The 21,432-nt window shown below is 71.8% G+C and carries 21 protein-coding genes; 7 read left to right on the top strand and 14 right to left on the bottom strand.

All coding sequences use genetic code 11. The annotated features are described in order from the left end of the window. The first annotated feature begins 16 nt into the window (after positions 1-16). Positions 17-1,267 (top strand): cytochrome P450, encoded by a 1,251-nt coding sequence (locus tag ACZ466_RS55115; RefSeq protein ID WP_378283581.1) that lies wholly within the window; start codon positions 17-19, stop codon positions 1,265-1,267. Positions 1,268-1,717: 450 nt separating this feature from the next. Here ACZ466_RS55115 and ACZ466_RS55110 read toward each other — a convergent pair whose 3' ends face one another. The 8 genes from ACZ466_RS55110 to ACZ466_RS55075 all read right to left on the bottom strand — a co-directional run bounded on the left by ACZ466_RS55110 (position 1,718) and on the right by ACZ466_RS55075 (position 9,704). Beyond that, entirely contained in the window at positions 1,718-2,104 is a 387-nt protein-coding gene (locus tag ACZ466_RS55110; RefSeq protein ID WP_378281871.1) for an SDR family NAD(P)-dependent oxidoreductase, read from the bottom strand. A gap of 34 nt (positions 2,105-2,138) precedes the next feature. Further along, on the bottom strand, positions 2,139-2,936 hold the full coding sequence (locus ACZ466_RS55105) for a maleylpyruvate isomerase N-terminal domain-containing protein (RefSeq protein ID WP_378281872.1): 798 nt from the start codon (positions 2,934-2,936) through the stop codon (positions 2,139-2,141). A 201-nt stretch (positions 2,937-3,137) separates the two neighbouring features. Then, complete coding sequence (locus tag ACZ466_RS55100) at positions 3,138-4,385, bottom strand: TetR/AcrR family transcriptional regulator (RefSeq protein ID WP_378281873.1); 1,248 nt, start codon at positions 4,383-4,385, stop codon at positions 3,138-3,140. A 125-nt stretch (positions 4,386-4,510) separates the two neighbouring features. Beyond that, complete coding sequence (locus tag ACZ466_RS55095; RefSeq protein ID WP_378281874.1) at positions 4,511-5,086, bottom strand: TetR/AcrR family transcriptional regulator; 576 nt, start codon at positions 5,084-5,086, stop codon at positions 4,511-4,513. A 29-nt stretch (positions 5,087-5,115) separates the two neighbouring features. Further along, entirely contained in the window at positions 5,116-6,384 is a 1,269-nt protein-coding gene (locus tag ACZ466_RS55090; RefSeq protein WP_378281875.1) for a helix-turn-helix domain-containing protein, read from the bottom strand. A gap of 90 nt (positions 6,385-6,474) precedes the next feature. Beyond that, the gene (locus ACZ466_RS55085) at positions 6,475-7,773 is read right to left on the bottom strand and encodes a CE1 family esterase (RefSeq protein ID WP_378281876.1); all 1,299 of its coding nucleotides are present in this window, start codon (positions 7,771-7,773) and stop codon (positions 6,475-6,477) included. Between the two features lie 306 nt (positions 7,774-8,079). Next, positions 8,080-9,447, bottom strand: a complete 1,368-nt coding sequence (gene lysA, locus ACZ466_RS55080; RefSeq protein ID WP_378282018.1) for a diaminopimelate decarboxylase — start codon at positions 9,445-9,447, stop codon at positions 8,080-8,082. After that, positions 9,405-9,704, bottom strand: coding sequence for an SAV_915 family protein (locus ACZ466_RS55075; protein WP_378281877.1), 300 nt, complete (start codon positions 9,702-9,704; stop codon positions 9,405-9,407). Before ACZ466_RS55075 ends, lysA begins: the two co-directional genes overlap by 43 nt. Before the next feature lie 233 nt (positions 9,705-9,937). On the opposite strand from ACZ466_RS55075, the gene ACZ466_RS55070 reads away from it, so the two are divergent. Genes ACZ466_RS55070 through ACZ466_RS55060 form a run of 3 tightly spaced genes read left to right on the top strand, consistent with a single transcriptional unit; the run spans position 9,938 to position 11,645 of the window. Continuing rightward, complete coding sequence (locus ACZ466_RS55070) at positions 9,938-10,273, top strand: hypothetical protein (protein ID WP_378281878.1); 336 nt, start codon at positions 9,938-9,940, stop codon at positions 10,271-10,273. Positions 10,274-10,276: 3 nt separating this feature from the next. After that, a complete protein-coding gene (locus tag ACZ466_RS55065; RefSeq protein ID WP_378281879.1) occupies positions 10,277-11,200 on the top strand; it encodes a hypothetical protein in 924 nt (307 codons plus the stop codon). A 7-nt stretch (positions 11,201-11,207) separates the two neighbouring features. Beyond that, entirely contained in the window at positions 11,208-11,645 is a 438-nt protein-coding gene (locus tag ACZ466_RS55060) for a YbaB/EbfC family nucleoid-associated protein (protein WP_378281880.1), read from the top strand. Positions 11,646-11,659: 14 nt separating this feature from the next. Here ACZ466_RS55060 and ACZ466_RS55055 read toward each other — a convergent pair whose 3' ends face one another. From ACZ466_RS55055 to ACZ466_RS55030, 6 genes are all read right to left on the bottom strand, one after another. Then, a complete protein-coding gene (locus ACZ466_RS55055; RefSeq protein WP_378281881.1) occupies positions 11,660-12,238 on the bottom strand; it encodes a hypothetical protein in 579 nt (192 codons plus the stop codon). A 107-nt stretch (positions 12,239-12,345) separates the two neighbouring features. Next, positions 12,346-14,781 carry a PEP/pyruvate-binding domain-containing protein gene (locus tag ACZ466_RS55050; RefSeq protein WP_378281882.1) on the bottom strand — a complete coding sequence of 812 codons (2,436 nt, stop codon included), beginning with the start codon at positions 14,779-14,781 and terminating at the stop codon, positions 12,346-12,348. Between the two features lie 101 nt (positions 14,782-14,882). Beyond that, entirely contained in the window at positions 14,883-15,716 is an 834-nt protein-coding gene (locus tag ACZ466_RS55045) for an ABC transporter permease (RefSeq protein ID WP_378281883.1), read from the bottom strand. Next, positions 15,703-16,740 (bottom strand): ABC transporter substrate-binding protein, encoded by a 1,038-nt coding sequence (locus tag ACZ466_RS55040; protein WP_378281884.1) that lies wholly within the window; start codon positions 16,738-16,740, stop codon positions 15,703-15,705. Before ACZ466_RS55040 ends, ACZ466_RS55045 begins: the two co-directional genes overlap by 14 nt. A gap of 26 nt (positions 16,741-16,766) precedes the next feature. Then, positions 16,767-17,657, bottom strand: a complete 891-nt coding sequence (locus ACZ466_RS55035; protein ID WP_378281885.1) for an ABC transporter permease — start codon at positions 17,655-17,657, stop codon at positions 16,767-16,769. After that, positions 17,654-18,403, bottom strand: a complete 750-nt coding sequence (locus tag ACZ466_RS55030) for an ABC transporter ATP-binding protein (protein WP_378281886.1) — start codon at positions 18,401-18,403, stop codon at positions 17,654-17,656. Before ACZ466_RS55030 ends, ACZ466_RS55035 begins: the two co-directional genes overlap by 4 nt. 352 nt (positions 18,404-18,755) lie before the next feature. Here ACZ466_RS55030 and ACZ466_RS55025 point away from each other — a divergent pair, with 352 nt between their 5' ends. Genes ACZ466_RS55025 through ACZ466_RS55015 form a run of 3 tightly spaced genes read left to right on the top strand, consistent with a single transcriptional unit; the run spans position 18,756 to position 21,430 of the window. Then, positions 18,756-19,553: a nucleoside phosphorylase gene (locus ACZ466_RS55025; protein ID WP_464042526.1), complete on the top strand. Its 798-nt coding sequence runs from the start codon at positions 18,756-18,758 to the stop codon at positions 19,551-19,553. After that, entirely contained in the window at positions 19,550-20,572 is a 1,023-nt protein-coding gene (locus ACZ466_RS55020; RefSeq protein ID WP_378281888.1) for a dihydroorotate dehydrogenase, read from the top strand. Before ACZ466_RS55025 ends, ACZ466_RS55020 begins: the two co-directional genes overlap by 4 nt. A 3-nt stretch (positions 20,573-20,575) precedes the next feature. Beyond that, on the top strand, positions 20,576-21,430 hold the full coding sequence (locus ACZ466_RS55015) for an IclR family transcriptional regulator (RefSeq protein WP_378281889.1): 855 nt from the start codon (positions 20,576-20,578) through the stop codon (positions 21,428-21,430). Positions 21,431-21,432: the final 2 nt, after the last annotated feature.

Raw genomic sequence — 21,432 nt, 5'->3', positions numbered from 1 at the left:
CGAGAAGAGCGTCACCATGGGCCTGTTCAGTACGTCCCACCCCTTCACCACCGGCGTCGACATCTCCTCCGACGAGTTCTGGAGCAGGTCGTTCCAGGAGCGGGACGAGGCGTTCGCGCGCCTGCGCGCCGAGGCCCCGGTCAGCTGGCATCCGCCGGTCTCCTATCCGGCGCCGCACGAGGAGCAGGGCTTCTGGGCGGTGACGCGGGTCGAGGACATCACCACGGTCAGCAGGGACAGCGAGACGTTCCAGTCCCGCCACGGGTTCACGCTCGACCCGCTGGGAGCGCGGAGCACCGGCGGTTCGTACTTCCTCGCCATGGACCCGCCCGAGCACACCCGCCACCGCGGCCTGGTGAGCGCCGCGTTCACGCCCAAGCAGATCCGCAAGATCGACGACCGGATCACCGAGAACGCCCGGCTGATCGTGGACGACCTCGTCGGCGCGGGCGACATCGACTTCGTCGAGGCGTGCTCCAGGCGGCTGCCGATGGAGACGGTCTCCGACATGGTCGGCGTGCCGAAGTCCGAGCGCGGGAGGGTGGCGCGCGCGGCGGACAACCTCTTCGGGGCCGGAGAGGTCTCCAGGCTGCCGGCGGAGGAGGCGATGAAGCTCAAGATGGAGGAGGCGATCTACCTCTTCTCGCTCGCCAAGGATCTGGCGGCGCACCGGCGCGAGCATCCTTCCGACGACCTGCTCACCAACCTCGTCCAGGCCCGGATCGACGGCGAGGGGCTGAGCGACGACGACATCGGCGCGTTCATGCTCCTCATGGCCACCGCCGGCAACGACACCACCAAGCAGACGACGACGCACACCATGCTCGGTCTCGCCGCGCACCCCGAGCAGCGCGACTGGCTGATGGCCGACTTCGACGGCCGCATCATGGGCGCGGTCGAGGAGTTCGTCCGGCACGCCACACCGGTGATGACCTTCTCCCGGACGGCCTCCCGCGACGTGGAACTCTCCGGTGCCCGGATCTCCGCCGGCGACAAGGTCGTCCTGTTCTACTGCTCGGGCAACCGCGACGAGACGGTCTTCGAGGACCCGCACGCGTTCGACCTGTCCCGTCCCCGGACGCGGCACGTCGCCTTCGGAGGCGGCGGCGCCCACTTCTGCCTCGGCAGCGGAGTCGCCAAGGTCCAGCTCAGGTCGATCATCGGTGAGCTGCTGCGCCGCCTTCCCGACATCGAGTTCGGGACCCCCGTACGGATGAAGAGCAACTTCATCAACGGCATCCAGTCCCTCCCCGCCCACGTGGGCTGAGGCCTCACCGAGAAGGCCCCGGTGGTCAGTAGATGTAGTCCTCGCCGCCGGCCCGGACGGTGATGTCGCTGATGTCGATGCCCCAGGGCTGGTCGATGACATGGACGACGACGGCCGCCGGTTCGGCGGGGTGCGAACTGTTCGCCTGAGGTCGGTTAAGTGAACATGCGGTTGATCAAGTGATCCGACTTGACATTTTGTGTTCGTCTCTGTACTTTCGGTAGCGCGATCTGGGACGCCGGGTTCGATGTCAGCGTGCGGGGCCCCCTTTCCACCGGAGTGATGGTCTGGGGCCTCCCCGTCGCCTCTGGTCGAGCCCACTTGGCCAGGTCGCGCAGGGAACCGGCCTCCCGGGTACGGACCACGCACAGGATGCGTGTCGCCGCCCCGGGGTCGAGTACGCCGGGGACCAGTGCGTCCAAGACCGTTCGGGGCGCGCGGCTGAGCAACTTATGCACAGTCCTTAGGAACGGTGAAGTAGCCGATGGAGTCGGGGTCGGTCTCGGCCGCGGTGAGGGAGCCGTTGACAAGGCGGCCCGTCTTCTCCTGGTAGCCGGCGGCCCGCTGCCCGACCAGGCCCATCACGGCCTTGTGGTTGACGACACCGAACCGGGCGAGGGCGTCGGTCTGGGCCTTGTCGGTGACGTCGGTCGGCAGGCCCGCGGCGGTGTGGCCGGCGGCGCGGATGCCGTCGATCGTGGCGGTGAGGGCGTCGGCGTCGATGTCGGCCCCGACGGCATGGGCGCCCCGCGCCGCGGTCATCTCCGCGATGATCTTGCCGAACCCGCTGCCGGCTCCGGTGATGACGATGACCTTGCCTGCGAGGTGGTCGCTCATGGACGTGCTCCGTTCGCGGCGTGCGCCGGATGGCTCAGATGACGTTGACGGCGGTGAGGACGGGCGCCACGAAGGAGGGATCGCCGTCGATGGTGACGGCCGTGCGCCAGTCCGTCCTTGTGGTGGCCCACCTCAGGAAGTCCACGGTCGAGGAGCGCGCGACGTCGCCGGGGAGGGGGGCGTCCTCGTCGAGCTGGACGGTTCCGGGCTCCGCGCCGGGGCGCAGGACGAACCGGCGGGCGGCCGGCCCGCGCAGATCCACTCCGAGCGGGCGGGTGAGGACGGGGGCCAGCGCCGTCCCGCACATCTGCGGGAGCCCGGCGAGCATCCAGTCGAGCGCCGGGCCGATCCGATCGGCGTCCATGGCGACCGCGTCCTGAGCGATGGGACCGAACGGAGCGAGCAGGTCGGAGCTGAGGTGGACGAGGTGGTCGAAGGCGAAGGCGTTGCTCAGCTCGGCGAGGCGGTAGGTGCCGAGTTCCGCGACGGGCATCGTGACCTCGGCGTACTCGGGTGCCTGGATCCCCTCCAGCAGCACGAGGCCCGCCGAGGACTTCTCCGCGTAGTACTCGGCGGCCTGCTCCCACCCCCAGTGGGCGCGCTCGCGGACGGCGGCGTCGTTGATCCTTTCCGCGAGTCCGGTGGGCTCGTCCGGAGCGGAGGTGGGGTCGGCGACGGTGTGGAAGAAGGCCGCCATGTGGACGATGACGTCCTGTACGCGCCATCCGGGGCACGCGCTGTCGCACGCCCAGTCGTCGGCGCCCAGCCCTCGGATCACGCGCAGCGTGTCCTCGACGAGCAGCCGGGTGGCGGCCACACCAGCGACGGACATGGGAAGACCTCTCGTTCGGGGGCGGGGGTCGAGCCAGAACGCGCGCGGAGCGCAACAAGACTCCCGTTTCAACCGGATCGATGTCAACAGCCGTGGTAGATCTCGGATCTCAGTTCCTGTCGAAGGAAGGACGAGCCTTCCAGCGAGACGCTGATTTCACTGACCGGGGCCGCGCGAGTCGTGCCCGCCTCTGCGGTCGCGTCAGGCCAGGTGGGAAGCGCGCCGTGCGGTACTGCGCGCGATGAGGGTGATGAACTCGTCCGCTACCCGCCGCGCCTCGGGGAAGCTGCCGTCGTAGGTGAGCGCGGCCGTGGTGAGCGTGCTGAGGATGGACCACAGCATGACCGCGGCATCCTCGGGGACCGACGCGCCCAGCGCCCGGAAGTCGGCCACCAGGATCTGATGCGATTCCGCGTGGATCCCGGCCATGATCGACCCGACGGCGTCGTCCGCCGCCGAATACAGCAGAACGTTGACCTTGAAGAACTGCGGATCCTCCTCGAAGGTGTCGAGCAGGGCGCGTATCCGTGTGCGCAGCCTCGCCTCGGGCGCCTCGGCGTCCAGGGACGACCGGAACGGGCCGGCGCCGGCCCACTCCCTGATCACGACCGCGTAGAGGTGCTCCTTCGAGGAGAACTCCCGGTAGAACGTGCCCAGCGCGACCTGAGCGCGCTGGGCGACGTCCGCCACGTGGATTCGCTCGTAAGGCCGCTCGCGCAAGGCGGTGTGGGCCGCGGCCACGATCCGGTCCCGGCGCTCGGATCGGTCATTCGACCGTTCCTTGGAGGGCGGGGCGGGGTGTGCGCGAGTTTCGGACGCCCCCACGGGGTCCCCGCCCTCCGGCGGATCGTAGAGGTCGACGAAGCGATCGAGAAGGCGATGGGTCTCGGTGAACGGGGTGCCGTGGTAGACGGCGGCGGTGAGCGCGGAGTGCAGGATCGCCGACAGCATCACGGCGGCGTCGTGCGGCGCGGCGACACCGAGGATGGCGAAGTCGTTCGCGAAGTACCGGCGGGTCCGTGCGGTCAGCGCGGACAGCTCCGCCTGCACGTCGGGGTCCGTACTGGCGGACAGCATGACGTTGAGCTCGAAGAAGCGGGGGTGGCGCTGGAAGGCGTCGAGGAGGGCGTGCCCCCGCAGGCGCGCCCGGTCCGCACCCGAGGTCGGTGCGGGTCGTCGCCTCCGCCGCTGCTCGCGCTCCGTCCACTGGCGGTAGATGGCGACATAGAGGTGTTCCCTCGAAGGGAAGTAGCGGTAGATCGTCGCCTTGGCCATGCCGGCGGCCCGGGCGATGTCGTCGACCCTGACGCTCTCGTCCGGCTGTTCCTGGAGCAGAGCGAGCCCGGCGTCGAGGATTCGCTCGTGCCGGTCGCGGTCGAACGACGGCGTGGCCCGGCGCTCGGCCTCCGTGCCGGTCTGTGCGCGCCGTGAGTCGGAACCTCTCGCCATCGTCACCTTCGGAGTCGCCGTCCGCCCTCGCCGAGGAGGAGCGAGGCCACTCTAGCCGCACGGGGCGAAACGCCTTGTGAGCGTGGAGATCGCCGGCCCTCGGACGAGACCGCCCGGTCACCCGCTCAGTGTTGGGTGATCGGGGTTTTGATGCCCAGGATGCGGCGGGCGGTGGTGTGCAGTTCGCGGCGCAGCTCGGTGTCGTCGAGGTCGGCCAGGTAGGGGCTGGTGGAGGCGTAGGCGAGACCGCCGCTGACGATGAGGGTGATGATCAGGGCGTGGGTGTCGGTGCGTGTGCCCATCATGAGCAGGCCGGCGCGCATTCCGAGGTCGCGCATGTCCGGGCGGCCGTCCACGTGCCGGCGGATGACCGGGTCGGCCTGCAGGGCGATGTGGAGTTCGCGGTTGTCGACGAGGAGGTCGATGATGCCGCCCAGAAGGGTGTCGAGCCGGTCGGCGCGGCGGTGCCGGCCTTCGGCGGCTTCGACGACGGCCGCCAGGTCGCGGAGGTAGGGGGTCACGACCGCTTCGACGAGGTCTTCCTTGCTCGGGAAGTGGTAGTAGACGGCCGCCTTCGTGACGCCGATCTCGTCGGCGATCATCTGGAGTGAGGTGCCGTTGACGCCGTGCTGGGCGAACAGGCCCAGGGCGGCTTGGACCAGCCGCTCGCGCACGTCCCCCGCGGGGTTGTTCCGGGCCATCTGCGGCACCTTAGCGTGCGGGTGGACGCTCACCGGGTGGACCGGGCGGTGGTGGCGCGTTTCCGCCGGCCGGCGGCGTCGCGCGGCCGTTGCCTGGGGCGGCGCTGGGTGAGCTGGCGGGTGCGCAGGGCCAGCTGCATCTCGAACCGCCAGTCGGGGTCGTTGAGACGGCCGGGGAAGAACTCTTCGAGGCGGCGCATGCGGTAGCGGACGGTCTGCGGGTGGACCTGGAGCAGGGCCGCGACGTCGATGACCGAGCTGCCGAGGCTGATCCAGGCCAGCAGCGTCTCGCAGAGGCGGTCGCGCTGGTTGGGGCTGAGCCCGGAGAGCGGGATCAGCGCCCGCCGGAGCAGGATTCCCGTGCAGGTGTCGTCGCGCAGCAGGTGCAGCGTGGCGAGGTGGTCCTCGCAGCGGATGTGCTCCTCGCCGGTCAGGACGCCCTGGGATTTGAGGGCCAGCACCTGGCGGGCCAGGTCGAGCGAGTGCGCGGTCTCCTCCAGCGGGACGGTGGGCCCGAGGGCGAACTCGACGCCCTTGAACGCGCGCCGCAGGTTCTGGTAGCGGCCCGGTGACGGGTCGGCGGGGATGAGCAGGCACGGATCGGGACGTTCCAGGTCGGCGAGGATGTCGGGATCCAGCACGGGCGAGATCATGCGCCGGGTGTCGTAGTCCTCGCTGATCGCCACGCACGCCACGGTGTCGGGCAGCGGCCACCGGGCCTTGAGGGACAGGTCGGCCAGGCGCGTGCGGATGGCCTGTGCGGGCTCGGTCAGCAGCAGGTGCAGCAGCCGCTGCCGGGTGTGCTCGAAGGCGCCGGCCGCCTGGGCGCTCAGCTCGGTGAACGCGCTGACCGACAGGGCCGCCATCTCCTCGGTGAAGGCGAAGACGCTGTCGGCCAGCAGGTACATCTGGCCGGGGGCGACGCCGGCCCGGTGCCCGATCTGGGCGAAGCGGCGCCAGGTGACCCGGGCGGCGATCCGGTAGGCGGCCTGCAGGGCGTCCAGGCTGCGGCTCTCGCGGAACTCGCTGCGGCCCAGGTCGCGGTAGAACTCGGCGTTGTGGTTCTCGATGGGGGAGCCGGCGGCGAACTGCGCGAGGAACTGGCGCAGCCCCTCCTCGATGCCCTGCCGGAGGTGGTCGCTGAACACGCCGTCCAGCGGGACGGCGTAGTCGGGGATCCGCTCCCGGATCTCGTCGACGATCTCCGCGGTCAGGGCGGGCAGGTCGGGGTACAGGATGGCGGCGATCTCCATCGCGGCGGGACCGGGATCCGCGGTGACGTTCCAGGGGTCGAGCATGGGGGTCCTCTCGCTGTCCGGCCCAAGATGTTAAACGATCGGCTAGCAGTTCACTAGCCGATCGTTTAACAAACGCTCCGGGGTCGTCCCTCAGGGGAGACGGTAGCGGGAGACGAATTCCCAGATCACGGCGTTGGCGTCGATGTCGTAGGTGGTGCCGCCGAGCACGGGTCCGAGGAACGGCGTCCCGCCGGGCCAGTTATGCCCGCCGCCCTTGATCTGGTACAGGGTGACGGGGCCGCCGGCCGGGCAGCCGGGGTGGTCGTGGCGGACGACGGTGGTGTTGTCGTCGGGAGCGATGTCGGGCAGGTTCGTGGCGACGGTCTCGGTGCCGCAGCCGTTGTTGCGCGTCCAGAAGTCCAGCGCGGGCCGCACCGTGGAGTAGGGGACGACGAAGTCGCCGTCGCCGTGGATGAGGACGATCGGGACGTGCCGTTCGGGGCGGCAGGCCCCGGGGTCGTTGAGCTGGCCGGCGACGGCGGCGTAGGCGGCGAACCGCCTGTTGTCGCAGGCCATCTTGCTGGTGAAGAAGCCGCCGTTGCTCATGCCCGAGGCGTACAGGCGCCGGGGGTCGGCGTTGAAGCGCTCGATGAGGATGTCCTGGAGCCGCTGGACGAAGCCGGGGTCGTCCACGTCGGGGCTGGGCGTGCCGGCCAGGACGCCCTGCCAGCCGATGCCGTAGTGCTCGGGGGTCATCATGATGAAGCCGCGGGTCTGGGCGTAGTCGGCCATGCGGCCGTACCACTCGGCGATGCCGGGCGTCTCCAGCAGGCCGGGGAAGTGGAACAGCACCGGCCGCGGAGTGCCGTCGTAGTCGTCGGGCAGGCGGAGGATGGCGTTGCGGGCCTGCCCGGCGTGGGTGATGCGGACGGCGTGGTCGCCGGGGTCGGGGCGGCGGTCCTGGACGGTGAAGGTGACCTTCTGGGAGGAGGAGGCACCGCCGCGGCGGACGGTGCCGTTCCCCTCCCACTTCACCGTCGCCTCGCCCGGGACGGTGACCCCGCCGTTGACGGCGGCGGAGATCTCCACGCCCGCGCCGGGGTCCTTGAGGGTGAACGTGCCCTTCAGCGCGGAGCCGTCGCGGGCGATGGCGAAGGCGACGTTCGCGGCGCCGCCGCCGGAGCCGGGCAGCGTCCCCGTCCCCTGGATCTTGTTGGTCTCGTAGGTCGCGACGTTGTCCAGGACGGCGATGGCGCCCGTGGACAGGTCGCCGGTCAGGGTGTAGGCGGGGGAGCCGGCCGCGGTGACGGTGACGCGGTCCGCGGCCTGCGCGGCGGGTGCGGCGGCGTGGGCGGTCCCGGCCGGGATGGCGGCGGCGGCACTGAACGCCGTTCCCGCCACGAGTGCGGCGGCAAGCCCGCGCCGGGACCGAGGGGGGTGGGAGTGCACGGTGGATCCTTCCTGCGAAGGGTGCCGTCAAGGCACATCCGAGGTGCGAGTCGCGCCACCGTAAGTCCGACCCACCTCAGCCGCCCATGCACGAACGCGCACATCCAGCGGACGCTTTTAGCGCATCCGGATGATGGATCCGGCGTATCCCCAGTTCACCGGTCATCCTGAACGGACATCGCCGCGACCATCGGTGACGGGGACACCGTCTCTGGACAGGAGGCTCCGGCATGCCTGCCACATCTGCGCGCGGAATGCCTCTCGATCGGGCGAACGGCGGTCCGGCGGGATTTCGGGTCGTGCGGGTCAGCCGAGGTCACGGGCCATGAGGTCGTCGATGGTCTCGCGGCGGATGATGAGGCGGGCGCGGCCGTCGCGCACGGCCACCACGGGCGGGCGGCGGACCATGTTGTAGTTGGAGGCCATGGAGTGGTGGTACGCGCCCGTGCACGGCACCGCGAGCAGGTCTCCGGGACGGACGTCGGCGGGCAGCCGCACGCCGGCCGCGATCACGTCCCCGGCCTCGCAGTGGCGTCCGACGACGGTCGCGCTGCGTTCGCCTCCGGCACCGCGGCGGCCGATCAGGCGGGCGGTGTAGCGCGCGCCGTACAGGCTGGGCCTGGGATTGTCGCTCATGCCGCCGTTGACGGCGACCAGCAGCCCGCCCGCCGGGCCGTGCTTGACGCTGACCACGCGGTAGACGGTGACCCCGGCGTGCGCCACGATCGCCCGTCCCGGCTCCACCGTCAGACGGGGTACGGGGAGCCGGTGCGCGGCGCAGGCATCCTGGACGGTACGGCGCAGCCGGCCGGCCACCGGGCCGGGAGCGAGTTCGGGGTCGCCCGCCCGGTAGGCGACGCCGAAACCGCCGCCCAGGTCGAGCCGCCGCGGGGGAGTGCCGTGCGCGGCGCGCAGTTCGGCGAGGAACTCGACCATGCGCGCGGCGGCGAGGTCGAAGGCGCCGGGGTCGGTGATCTGGGAGCCGATGTGGCAGTGCAGCCCGGCCAGTTCCAGGTGCCGCTGGGCCAGGACGCGGCGGACGGCCTCGGCGGCGGCGCCCGAGGCGAGCGAGAAGCCGAACTTCTGCCCGTCGGTGCCGGTGGTCACGGCGGCGTGGGTGTGCCCGTCGACTCCCGGCGTGACCCGGATCAGCAGGCGGGGCCGGGCGCCCTGGGCCGCCAGCGCGGCCAGGCGGGAGATCTCGTGGAAGGAGTCGACGACGATGGTCCCCACGCCGTAGCCGAGCGCCGCCCGCAGGTCTTCGGGGGTCTTGGCGTTGCCGTGCATCAGGATCCGCTCGGCGGGGAACCCCGCGGCCCGTGCCACGGCGAGCTCTCCGGCGGAGCAGACGTCCAGGGACAGCCCTTCCTGCCCGATCCAGGTGGCCATGGCACGGCACAGGAACGCCTTGCCCGCGTAGGCCACCTCGGCGTCACCGAAGGCGCGGCGGAAGGCTCGGCAGCGTTCCCGGACGTCCTGCTCGTCCACGACGAGGAGCGGGGTGCCGAAGCGTTCGGTGAGGGGCGTCAGCTTGATCCGGCCGATCGAGATGTCCCCGTCCAGGTGGGGGCGCGCGGTGGCGGGCCAGAGGAGGGCTTCCAGGGCGACGGCTGACGGCCTGGTCTGCGGGGTCATCGGTGCCCGGCCAGCGTCGGGACGGGCCGCGGCGCCGATGGGGCCGCGGGGAGCTCCGGGCCCACGAACAGCGGGTCCACCTGGACGTCGGCGATGCCCATGGGCCGCAACATGGCGCGCAGCGCGCGCACGCTCAGCCGGATCGACCGCTGCCCCTCACCGAGCGCGGACCGTAATCCCTCCTCGCTGGTGAAGGCGATCCCCACCCGTTTCTTCCGGGGGGACAGGAGCCCGGTCCGCAGGACCACCGTGCCGCTCGTGCACACGTGCACGGGGACGATCAGGAGTTCATGCATCAACGCATCCCTTTCAAGACGACCGACGAGCCCACGCTAGGGACACCACATCCATTCCTGGACGTTTCGCTACGCGCCCCATACGACCGATCCGGAAATATTGACGCCATCCTGACGCCGGCCTCTTTGCTTCGCGTGAAAGGGCGTCAATGAAGCGTTAACGCTCTTGCCCCGCCACAATGCGGCGATCTTGAATGATGGCGCCAGGTTCGCAAGCCATGGGGGAATGCGTCGTGAATCACATGCTCAATCCGCCCGCGCCGCCGCCGGCCACCGCTGAGGAGGTCCGGATCGAACGCGGGCGTCTGCGCAGGCTCCAAACAGAGTTGCCCGCGGCGGCAGGGCCGCTGGAGAAGGCCGTGGCGGAACTCGTCGGTCTGCAGGTGGCGGAGGCGTCGTTCACCTCGTTCACCTATTCGCTGGCCATCGCCTACAACGAGGTCGAGGCGTACACCCTGCGGGAACTGCGGCACCGGGCCGAGGAGACCGTGGAGATCCAGGACGGCGTGAGGTACTCCGCCGACGCCTGGGAGGCCGCGGAGCAGGCCAGCGCGCCGAGGATGGTGTGAGGCATGGTCGGGCTGGAACAGGGCGCGTGGCTCTCGAAGAAGAGCCTCCAGATCGGCACCGTCGCCGCGTTGTCGCTGTCGGCGTTGGGCGTCCCCGCCGCGTGGCCGTTCGTCCCGCCGCTGTACGTCCACCAGTACGACCCGCAGGCCTTCTGGGACGGCGGGATGGCCTGGGCGGAGGCGGGCCGGCAGGTGAGGACCGCCCGCGAGCGGATCGAGCGGCTCGTGGACGGGATCGAGGAGGAGGGCTGGCGGAGCGAGGACGGCCGCGCGTTCAAACAGCGGATGGACCGCTTTCTCCAGGACCTGCTGTCGATGGAGATCCGGGCCGCCGTCACCGCGGCCGTGCTGTTCATGGCCGCCGTCCTCGTCATGGCCATGATCCTGTTCATGGCGCTGATCGCCGCGGTGCTGGTGGCGCTGGCGGCCTGGCTGGCGATCGCGACGATCACGCCCATGAGCGCCGCGGCGGCGCGCCTGTCGGCGATCGGGACGCTGGCGAGCGTGAACGCCGCGCTCAAGTCCGTCGAATCGGCGCTGGCCACCGTGCTGCACACCTGCGCCGGGATCCTCGGCGCGCTGGTGGCCGGGGACGTGCTCGCCGAGGCCGCGCAAGGCGACTTCAGCGGAGTGCGGGACTTCGTCAGCGCGACCGTCGCGCAGGGACCCATGCTGATCTGGGGCACCCTGAACCGCGTCGAGCGCGATGCCACGGCCTACGGCCTCGGCGGCAGATTCCCCGCCGACGGCTTCTACGGATGGCTGAGCCGAGGGCGGGCCGGTGCCGACCTCCCCGCGGGCTGGACGCAGGCCGCGGGCGCCAAAGGCTTCTACGAGACGCAGTACAACGAGGGCGGCCAAGCGATCACCGGCGGCCTCGCCCCCGAGCAGGACACAGACGGCTCCTACCGATACCCATGGGAATGACGGCGTGATGGACGACTTCAAGAAGGTGCTCGGATTCGACCCCGGGAAGCTGGCCGAGGACTCCGAGACGTTCTTCGCCCGGCTCCGCGACATGCACGAGATCGGCCTGGCCGTCACCGCCAGGACCGAGTCCGCGGACCGCCGCGTCGCGGTGGAGTACTCCAGCGCCGAAGGCGTCCGGGTTCTGGAGATCGACCCCCGCGCGATGCGGGTGGGCGCCGGCGAGTTGGCCGCGACGATCCTGGAACTGATCAGGCGGGCGCGCGCAGAGGTGGAGGCCGAGGGCCAGGAGCGGCTCACCGAGGCGCTCGGCGACGAGAACTCCCTGGTCAGCGACCGCTACTCCTTCGGCAGGGAACTCCGGAACGCCACCACCGCCGTCACCGAGAACCTTGAAGCCGCCAAGGCGACGCTGGCGGAGCTCCAGGCCCTGCTCCGCCGCTGAGCCCTCCGGCGGGGTCACCACTGCCAGTGGTCCCAGCCGTGGCGCATGCGGATGACGAGGGGCAGGGCGAGGACGAGCGCGTGCACGTCCGGCGGCGGATCGGAGAGCAACTCGACGTCGAGCCGGCGCGCGGACGGCAGCGCGCCCCGCTCGCCCATGGCCCGGACGGACTCCTCGGGCTCGACCACGGCGGCGAACTCCGCACCGCCGCGCGCGTCCCGTACCAGGAAGGACTCCCGAAACCCCCGGGAGCCCCGCTCGGCCACCGCGAGAACCCCTCCGCGCGGATCGCGCAGCTCGAAGTCGCAGTGGACGAACCCTCGGGGACGGATGACGCCGATCCGCCGCCCCGCCGGCCACGACACCGGCGCCCACGCGTACGGGCGGAATCCGGGCGGGACACGGCCGACCGCCAGCAGCACGGCACCGTCCGGGGCGGTGAAGTCCATGATCCCCCTGGGGAACCGGGTCCGCCGAACGGCCCTGGCGAGCGGCTCGCCATCGGAGCGATCGACATAGGTGCGGTCACCGGAGAAGGTCAGCGCCGGCGTCCGGAACAATGCCGCCCGCCCGGCGCCGCATCCCTTCCGCATTTCCCTCCCCAGCGGGTGTCCTTTCTTTCTGAATACGCGACGATCACCAATGGTTTCAAGCCGTCCTCACGAAATCCATACGCCGGTCCCGGACCCTGAGGCGGGCGTCAGGAGGGTGTGTGGATGTGCACTGTGCCCGCGGTTCCGTCGATGGTGATCAGTTGGCCGGTCTCGATGGCGTGCGTGGCGTCGCGGAGGCAGATGACGGCGGGGATGCCGTACTCGCGGGCGACGGTGGGGCCGTGGGCCACGGGCGAGCCGGTCTCGGTCACCAGGCCGGCGGCGGTCATGAACAGCGGTGTCCAGCCGGGGTCGGTGGTGGGGGCCACGAGGATCTCGCCGGGTTCGATGCGCGCGCCGGACGGGTCGCGGATCACCCGGGCCCGGCCGGTCGCCCGGCCCGCCGCCGCGGCCATCCCGGCCAGCGTCCCCTCGCCGGCGGGGCCCGGCGGGGCGAGCGCCTCCACGTCGGTGCCGTCCGAGAGGAGCGCGCCCGGGACGGCGGCGCGTCGCAGTTCACGCCGGTGGCCGGCACGCCGTGACGCGACCAGGTCCCGGTGGTCGGTCCCGTGCAGCACGGCCGCGCGTGCCTCGTCGAGGTCCAGGAACATGATGTCGTCGGCGCGTTCCAGGAGCCCGTGCGAGACCAGGTCGTCGCCGATCAGCAGGAGCTGGCGGCGCGCCGCCTGGAGCGCGGGGAGCCAGGCGAACTTGCCGATCTCCCGGAGGCCGGTGAGCCGGCGCGAGCGGCGCATGAGGAACGCCGCGAGCCGGCCGCGGACGGGGCGCGTGCGCCGCGCCCGCCGCGACAGCGTCTCGATCATCTCCTCCGCCTCGTGCGCGGCCTGCTCGAACCGCCGGTCGGGCGCCTGATCGGGGTCCTCGACGCGGAGGTAGTTGGCGATCGCGGCCAGCAGCGGCGCCGGGTCCTCCTGCCAGCGCGGCACGCCGACGTCGACCTCGGCGGCCGCACGCATGCCGTACCTGTCCAGGAATCCGGCCAGCCCGATGTCCGGGAGTTCGCCGCCGAGGTACCTGGCGGCGAGCTCGTCCGGCGGGGTGCCGAGGAACAGCGCGCGGTGCGGGCGCGCGTTCACGGCCAGGTCCCAGAGGGCGAGATCCATCTCGGTGGTCACGTTGTGCGGCATCCCGCCCAGGACGGTCCCCGTCTCCTCGTCCGTGGCGATGCCCTTGAGCAGCCGGGACGGCACCACGCCGAGGAGGATCCCGGTCGCCAGCGGCCACATGAGGTCCAGCATGCGGGGGCCCATGACCTGCTTGTACGCGTCGTCGGTGACCCATCTCAGCCGTGCCTCGGCGGTGGCCGGTTCCAGTGGCGGGATCGTCTCGCGCCTGATCTCCTTCACGGCGCGGTAGGCCCGGGAGCGCGCCGCGTCCGGGCGGGCCAGGCTCGACGCCAGCCCGGCGATCGCGTGCGGCACGAGCGGCGCCGTGATCCTGAGCGCGTTGCGCAGCCGGAGCGGCATGCCGGGGCGGGGGGCGAACCGCGGATCGGTCATCATCCGCTCGACCGCGCTCTGCACTCGCGGCCCGTAGATCCGCAGGCCCGCCCGCAGCCGCTTCCGCAGGACCTTGTTGCGGACGAAGTCGGTCAGGTCGAAGTAGAGCCGCCCGCCGATCGGGACGAGCCGGGGCATCGGATCGCGGCGGTCGAGCTTGGCGCCGCGTCCCCGCAGCCACATCGCCGATCCGGCCTTCAGCATGGCCACGCCCATCGGCGTGCACGGCCGGAACATGCCCTGGATGTGGCCGAACTCCAGGTAGAGGCGGGTCTCGCCGGTGTCGGGCGGCAGCGGGAACAGGGTGGTGATCGGCCGGGACTGGAGCAGCCACAGCGTGCCGTCCGGATCGATCGCCCACTCGATGTCCTGCGGCGCGCCGAAATGGGCTTGAAGCCGTCGGCCGGCGTCACGGAGCTGCCGGAGCCGGTGCCGGTCGAGGCTGCCGGCGTCCGGCCCGGACGGGGACGGCCCCAGGGCGTAGTGGTCGGGGACGACGGTGCCCTCGACGACCGCGGTGCCCAGGCCGGGGGCGGCGTCGACGATCATCCGCGAACGGCTCCCGGTGACCGGGTCGGCGGTGAACAGCACGCCGGCCACGTCGGGGTCGATCATTCGCTGGATCACCACGGCCATCGCGGCGTCGTCGATGCCGGCGGCGGCGCGGTAGGCGACGGCCCGGTCGGTGTTCAGGGAGTCCCAGCAGCGGCGGACGGCCTCGACGAGCCGGTCGGCGCCCTCGACGTCGAGGTAGGTGTCGTGCTGGCCCGCGAAACCGGCGTCCGGGAGGTCCTCGGTGGTGGCGCTGGAGCGGACCGCGACCCGGCCGGCGCCGAGCCGCTCGTAGGCGTCGACCAGCTGCTTCTCGGGCAGGTCCCGCGCCCTGTAGGAGTCCGCGGTCAGGCACACGCCGTCCGGGACCCGCTCCCCGGCCTTGATCATCTCGCCCAGCCCGGCGGCCTTGCCCCCCACCAGATCGACCATCGAGGAGTCGACCTCGGACAGCGGCCGGATCGGTCTCATCGCCCACCCTCCTCTGAAAAAGGGGGATGACCTGGCTCCTTGCCCCGGGGTGCCCTCTGAAACCAGGGAGAGGGCCCGCCCGGGCCAGGCGTGCGCGGGTGTCAGGCCGCTCCGAAACGGTTGCTCAGCCTGCGCTCGACGAGCCCGACCAGGGCGTAGAGCACCCAGGCCAGCAGGCACAGCAGGCCGAGGGAGATGATGACGAGCCGGATGTCGTCGTTGTCCTGCGCCTGCCGTTCGAGGTAGCCCAGCCCGGCCTCCGCGCCGATGAACTCGCCGATGACCGCGGCCGTGACCGCCTGCAGCACGCCCAGCCGCAGGCCGACGGCGATGGCCGGCAGGCTGTAGGGCAGGTCGATCTTGATCGCGCGGGCGATCGGGCCGATCCTCAGCAGCCGGGCCAGGTCGTCCACCCCGGTGGGAATGGTCCGCAGGCGCATGGTCATGTTGATCAGCACGGGATAGAACGACACCAGCGTGATCAGCGCGATCTTGGAGCCGATGCCGAGGCCCAGCCAGAGCACGATCAGCGGCGCGATCGAGATCTTGGGCGTGACCTGGGCGATCACGATCAGCGGCATCAGGACGCGCTCCAGCGGGCGGACCCGTGTGAACAGCATCGCCAGCACGACGCCGAGCACGCTGCCCAGCAGGACCCCCTGGACGACCTCCGCGAGCGTCTGCTGGACGTGCAGGGTGAGCGCGCCGTCGCGGGCCAGCGTGAGCGCGTGCGAGGCCACCGCCCCGGGCGTCGGCAGCCGGTAGGCCGGGATGTCGAAGGCGACGGTCACCAGCCACCACAGCACGACGCCGGCGGCGAGGGAGAGCGCGCCGACCAGCAGCGGTCGGCCCGCCCGCACCCGGTCGCCGAGCCGGAGCCCGGCCGGCGGCGCGCCGCCGGCCGATCCTCCCGCGGCCGGGCTAGCCGAGCGCATCGGGCTTCACCACCAGGTCACCGGCCTTGAAGCCGGAGTCGATGAGCTTGAAGCCGGCCTGGGCGTCGATCGCCTTCTGCCAGCGGGCCTCGTCCGGGTGGCCGAAGCCGTGCTGCCGGGTGGTGTCCGACTGCCAGAGGGTCTTGACGAAGACGTCCTGGATGATGGTCGTGACGTCCTTCTGCTGGCCGTTGAAGGTGGGGGCGTACTTCTGCACCGCCATGTCCACGGCGGCGGCCGGGTCCTTGGTCGTGTACTCCAGGCCCTGGTCGAGGGCGTCGTCGAAGGCCTTGACCGTCTTCGGGTCCTTCTCCACCTTGTCGGGGCTTGCCACGACCACGTTGCCGAAGGACGGCAGGTACTGGTCGCTGAGGATCTGGCGCACGTCCACCCCGGCCGACTTCAGCGCGTAGTAGCGGAGCCGGGAGAAGACGATCGCGTCGACCTGGCCGTTCTTGAGGGCGTCGACGATGGCGCCGGTGCCGATCGTCTTCACCTTCACGTCGCCGAGGCCCAGGCCGGACTGCTTCAGCATGGCCTGGAGCTGGATGTAGTTCGGGCTGCCCAGGTCGGTGACCGCGACGGTCTTGCCCTTGAGGTCGGCGGGCGAGGAGATGTTCGCGCGGCCGGTCGACAGCAGCGCGCCGATGCCCTGCTGGTAGGTGGTGTGGACGACGCGGGTCTTGACGCCCTTGCCGTAGGCGGTGATGACCGAGTCGCCGTTGGGGAAGCCGAAGTCGACGTTGCCCGCCGCGACGTTCTTGACGATGTCGGAGCCCTGGGCGTAGGTGAAGGTCACGTCCAGGCCGGCCTTGGCGAAGTAGCCCTGCTCCTTGGCCGCGTACAGCGGCGCGTAGTACGGGACCGCGGACCCGTCGATCTGGATGGTGACCTTCTTGGTGCCGCCGGGGCCCGTCCCGTCGGACTTGGACCCGCCGGACGACGCGGGGCTGCACGCGGCGAGGGCGGCGGCCAGCAGCACGACGGCCCCGATTCCGGGCACGCGACGCACGTTGAACTTCATGGACTCTCCTTGGAAACGTGCCGGGATCAGCGGTCCCAGCGCAGAAGGCGCCGTTCGGCCAGCGAGACGAGGCCGAAGCCGAGCAGGCCCACCAGCACCGTGACGAGCACGGCGGCGATGAGCATCGGGGTGTCGTTGGAGGTGTTGCCGAGGATCATCAGGTAGCCCAGGCCGCGCTGCGCGGACAGGTACTCGGCGAGGAAGGCGCCGGTCATCGCGTCGATGACGGCGATCTTGGCGCCGGCCAGGAGGGCGGGCATCGCCGCGGGGATCTGGATCTTCCACAGGTACTGCCCCCGCGACAGGTGCAGCAGCCGGCCGAGGGACGCCACGTCGGCGGGGACGTCGCGCAGGCCCAGCATCGTGGCCGCCATCATCGGGAAGAACACCAGCAGCAGGATCAGCACGAACTGCGAGGTCAGGCTCAGCCCGAACCACAGCACCAGCAGCGGGGCCACGGCGATCTTCGGGGCGGCCTGCAGCAGCACGATGTAGGGGTTGAGCACCTCGCGCAGGACGCGGGACGACCACAGCGCCCAGCCGAGGGCGATGCCGATGACCGAGCCGCCGGCGAACCCCAGGACGATGTTGCGCATCGTGTAGGCGAGGTGGGGCCACAGCTGCCCGTCGCCCACCAGGCCGGAGATCGCCGAGAGCACGCTGCCCGGCGCGGGCAGCAGGTAGCTCGGCACGTCCGCCGACCGCACGTACAGGCTCCAGGCCCCGATGATGACGACCGCGTACACCGCGGCGCCGAGGACGCGGGCGCCGGTCCGCGTCAGGCCGCCGCGACGATCGGAGCGGCGTCGCAGCCGGTCCCGCTCGCGGGTGCCGCCGGAGCCGCCGGAGCCGCCGGAGCCGCCGGAGCCGCCGCGCCCGCCCGTGTCCTGGGCGGAGGCCACCGAGCCGCCGCTCATTCCAGCTCCTGGCGGAGCATGCCGGCGAACTCGGCGAACCGCGGCAGCCGCCGGGTCTCGGGGCTGCGGTCCCGGTCGAGGGGCACGTGGTGGACGGCCTTGATCCGTCCCGGCCGCGACGACATCACGGCCACCCGGTCCGCGAGGTAGGTGGCCTCCTCCACGCTGTGGGTGACCAGGATGATGGTCTTGCGCGTGGTCTCCCAGATGCGCAGCAGGTCGTCGTGCAGCCGGTCGCGGGTGATGGCGTCGAGGGCGCCGAAGGGCTCGTCCATGAGGAGGATCTGCGGGTCGTAGGCCAGCGCGCGGGCGATCGCGGCGCGCTGGCGCATCCCGCCGGAGAGCTCCTTGGGGAAGGACTGGGAGAAGTCGGAGAGCCCGACGAGGTCGAGCAGGTCCCGCACCCGGGTCCGCCCCTCGGCGGACTTGTCGCGCTGCGCCTCCAGCCCCAGGGACACGTTGCGTTCCACCGAGCGCCAGGGCAGCAGGGCCGGCTCCTGGAACACGAAGCCGATGTCCTTGCCTGGACGCGGCTGCCTCGTCCAGGACAGCCCGCCCTCGAAGTCGTCGTCCAGCCCGGCGATCATGCGCAGCAGGGTCGACTTGCCGCAGCCCGACGGCCCGATGAGCGCGACGACCTCGCCCTCGGCGACGTCGAGGTGCACGTCCGACAGCGCGACGACCCGCTGGCGGTTGGTGCCGACGTAGGTCTTGCGGACGTCCCGGATGGAGAGAAACGCCGTCATCGGGCCGCCGTCCCCTTCCGCGCGGGCCGCCGGCCGGTGCCGTACCGCGGCCGCCGGCCGCCGTCCTCCCGCGTCCACTGACGATGTCGCACGACGACTCCCTCGGTCTCTCCGGCCCTGCGCGGCTGCTTGCTTCCGCAGACGGAAGCTCCGCCTCCAGCAATGAAGGTCACAGAGTGCAGCCAATTTCGGTCGCTGTCAAGACTGCCCATGGCGTTACATGCTGGACATATTCGGGCCACGCGTTTCGAATCAGTCCGGAGAAACCGGCCATAACTCTATTGACGTCACGCTCCGTCTCCCTGCACACTTCCACATCTGGAAACCAGCCATCCACTTCTGGAGGATCTTGATGGCCCGTAGCGCCCGGGACCCCTGGCGGGACGGCGCCGCCCCGCACCTCCCCGCCCGTACGGGGACCCTGCCCCCGGTGTGCCTGCTGCCCGGCGACCCGGCCCGGGTCGACCTCGCCGCCGCGGTGCTCGACGGCTTCGAGATCGTGGGGCACAACCGCGAGTTCCGCCTCGGCACGGGCTGTCTGGACGGGACGCGCATCGCGGTGTGCTCGACCGGCATCGGCGGCCCCTCGGCCGAGATCGCGGTGGTCGAACTGGCCCGGCTGGGCGTCACGACGGTCCTGCGCACGGGCGGCATGGGGGCGCTGCGGGCACGGATCGCCCCCGGCTCGGTGTGCGCGGTGACCCGGGCCGTGCCCGGGGGCGGGGCCGCCGCGCCGTACGCCGCGGACGACGACGAGGGCGAGGACGGCCGCGCCGCCGATCCCGAGGTGCTCCGCCGCCTGGGCGCCGAGGCCGCGTCCCTGGGCATCGGCCTGACCGAGGTCGCCGTGGCGTCCGCCGACTCCTACTACCTCGGCCAGGGCCGTCCGCTCGCCGGGTACGAGCGGACGGCGGCGGCGCGGTACGAGGAGCTCCGCGCGCTCGGCGTGGACGGCGTCGACATGGAGACCGAGACCGTCCTGGCGGTGGGCAGGGCGATGGGGCTGCGCGCGGGCGCGGTCCTGGTGGCGCACGCCAACCGGGCCACCGACGCCTGGCTGGAGGACTACGAACCCGCCCAGCTCGCCATGCTGCGGCTGGCCGCGCACACCGCGCGGTCCCTGTCGCCGGACGCTGGGGAGTCGTCATGACGGCGGACACGGGCTCCGCCGCGACCGACGCCCGCGAGCGGTTCTTCGCCGACCGGCCCTCCCGCCACCGCGCGGACCTGTCGGTGGACCTGGGCGGACTGCGCCTGGCCAATCCGGTGATGCCCGCCTCCGGCTGCTTCGGCCCGGAACTGGCGCCGCTGCTGCCCATGGACGAACTGGGCGCCGTCGTCACCAAGACCGTCTTCGCGCGGCGGCGCGGCGGCAACGCCGCCCACCGGCTGACCGAGACCCCCTTCGGCATGATCAACAGCGTCGGCATCCCCAGCCCGGGAACGGCCGGCTTCCTGCGCGACGTCCTTCCCCGCTACCGGGCCACGGGGCGTCCCGTCGTGGTCAGCATCGGCGGGCTCGGGATCGACGAGTACTGGCGGGTCGCCGACGAGCTGGCCGGCGCCGACTGCGCGGCCTTCGAGGTCAACGTCTCCTGCCCGAACCTCGAGCACGGGGGCATCGAGATCGGCGCGAGCCCCGAGGCGGTGCACCGCGTCACCGACGGCGTCCGGCGCCGGCTGGGCGACGTGCCGGTCTGGGTGAAGCTGACCCCGATGGCCGCCGACGTCGCCGCGGTCGCCGAGGCCGCGCAGAGCGCGGGGGCGCGGGCGCTGACGGTCGCCAACTCCTTCCCCGGCATGGTGGTCGACCCGCGCACCGGGACGCCCGTCCTCGGCAACGACGTGGGCGGCGTGTCCGGACCGGCGATCAAACCCCTGGTGCTGCGGCTGGTGTGGCTGGTCGCGCGGGCGGTCTCCGTCCCGGTCATCGGATGCGGCGGGATCGGCTCCGCGCAGGACGTCCTCGACCAGCTCCGGGTCGGCGCGAGCGCCGTCCAGGTCGGCACCGCGACCTTCGCCCGCCCTCAGGTCATGGCCGAGATCGTCCGTGAGCTGGACGCCCGGTGCGCGCGTGCGGGTGTCACTAATCTTCAGGGGCTGGTCGCCGCCGGCAGCGGCGCGGGCGACCCCACCACGACGAGCATCTCCGGGCGAACGGATGGCTGAGGCATGCAGGTTCTCAATCGCGCACTGCGGGTGATCAAGACGCTCTCCACGAGCCAGCGGGGGATGACGCTGCAGCAGCTCCATGAGGAGCTGGAGATCCCCATCGGCAGCATGCACCGGGTCCTGGCCGCCCTCACCGAGGAGCGGTACGTCACCAGGTCGCCCACCAACCGCCGGTACTTCCTCGGCCCGGCCGCCGCCGAGCTGGTCGGCATCTCCACGGCGGCGCGCGGGACGCTGGTCACGCCGCCGGCGCCGGTGCTGCGGGCCGCCCGGGAGAGCGGCGAGACGGTCTTCCTCACCGAGCTGATCGGGTTGCAGACGGTCTGCTGCGCGCTCGTCGAGGGACACCATCCCCTCCGGCTGTTCGTCCGCGTGGGCCAGGAGATGCCGCTGCACGCGGCGGCGTCCGCCCGCAGCATCCTCGCCTACCTGCCGGGCGAGATGGTCGACACCATCTTCCGCGAGCGGGACCTGACCGCGTTCACCGCCGGGACCCTCCGGACGCCGGACCAGGTGAAGGAGCATCTCGCCCAGGTCCGCGCGCGGGGCTACGACGTCTGCGAGAACGAACTGGACGAGAACGTGTGGGCGGTGGCGGCACCGGTGTTCTCCTCGACGGCGCACGTGGTCTCCAGTGTGACGCTCGCCGCCGCGGGCAACCGGATGCGCGACCCGATCCAGCGCACCCGGGCGACGGAGATCGTGCTGCGGACGGCGCGGGCCCTCTCCGAGGAGCTGGGCCACACGGGCGGGTTCCCCGCGCTGGAGGAGGCCGCGGCGAGCGCGGAGGAGTCCGCCGCGACAGAGGCGAGCGCGGCCGGGGTGCCGGCGAGCCGCCGACCGGGAGAGGGGTAGCC

The organism is Actinomadura rugatobispora, assembly GCF_055379765.1.
The sequence above is the reverse complement of the archived record's forward strand: the minus strand, read 5'-3'. Positions and strand labels throughout refer to the sequence as shown.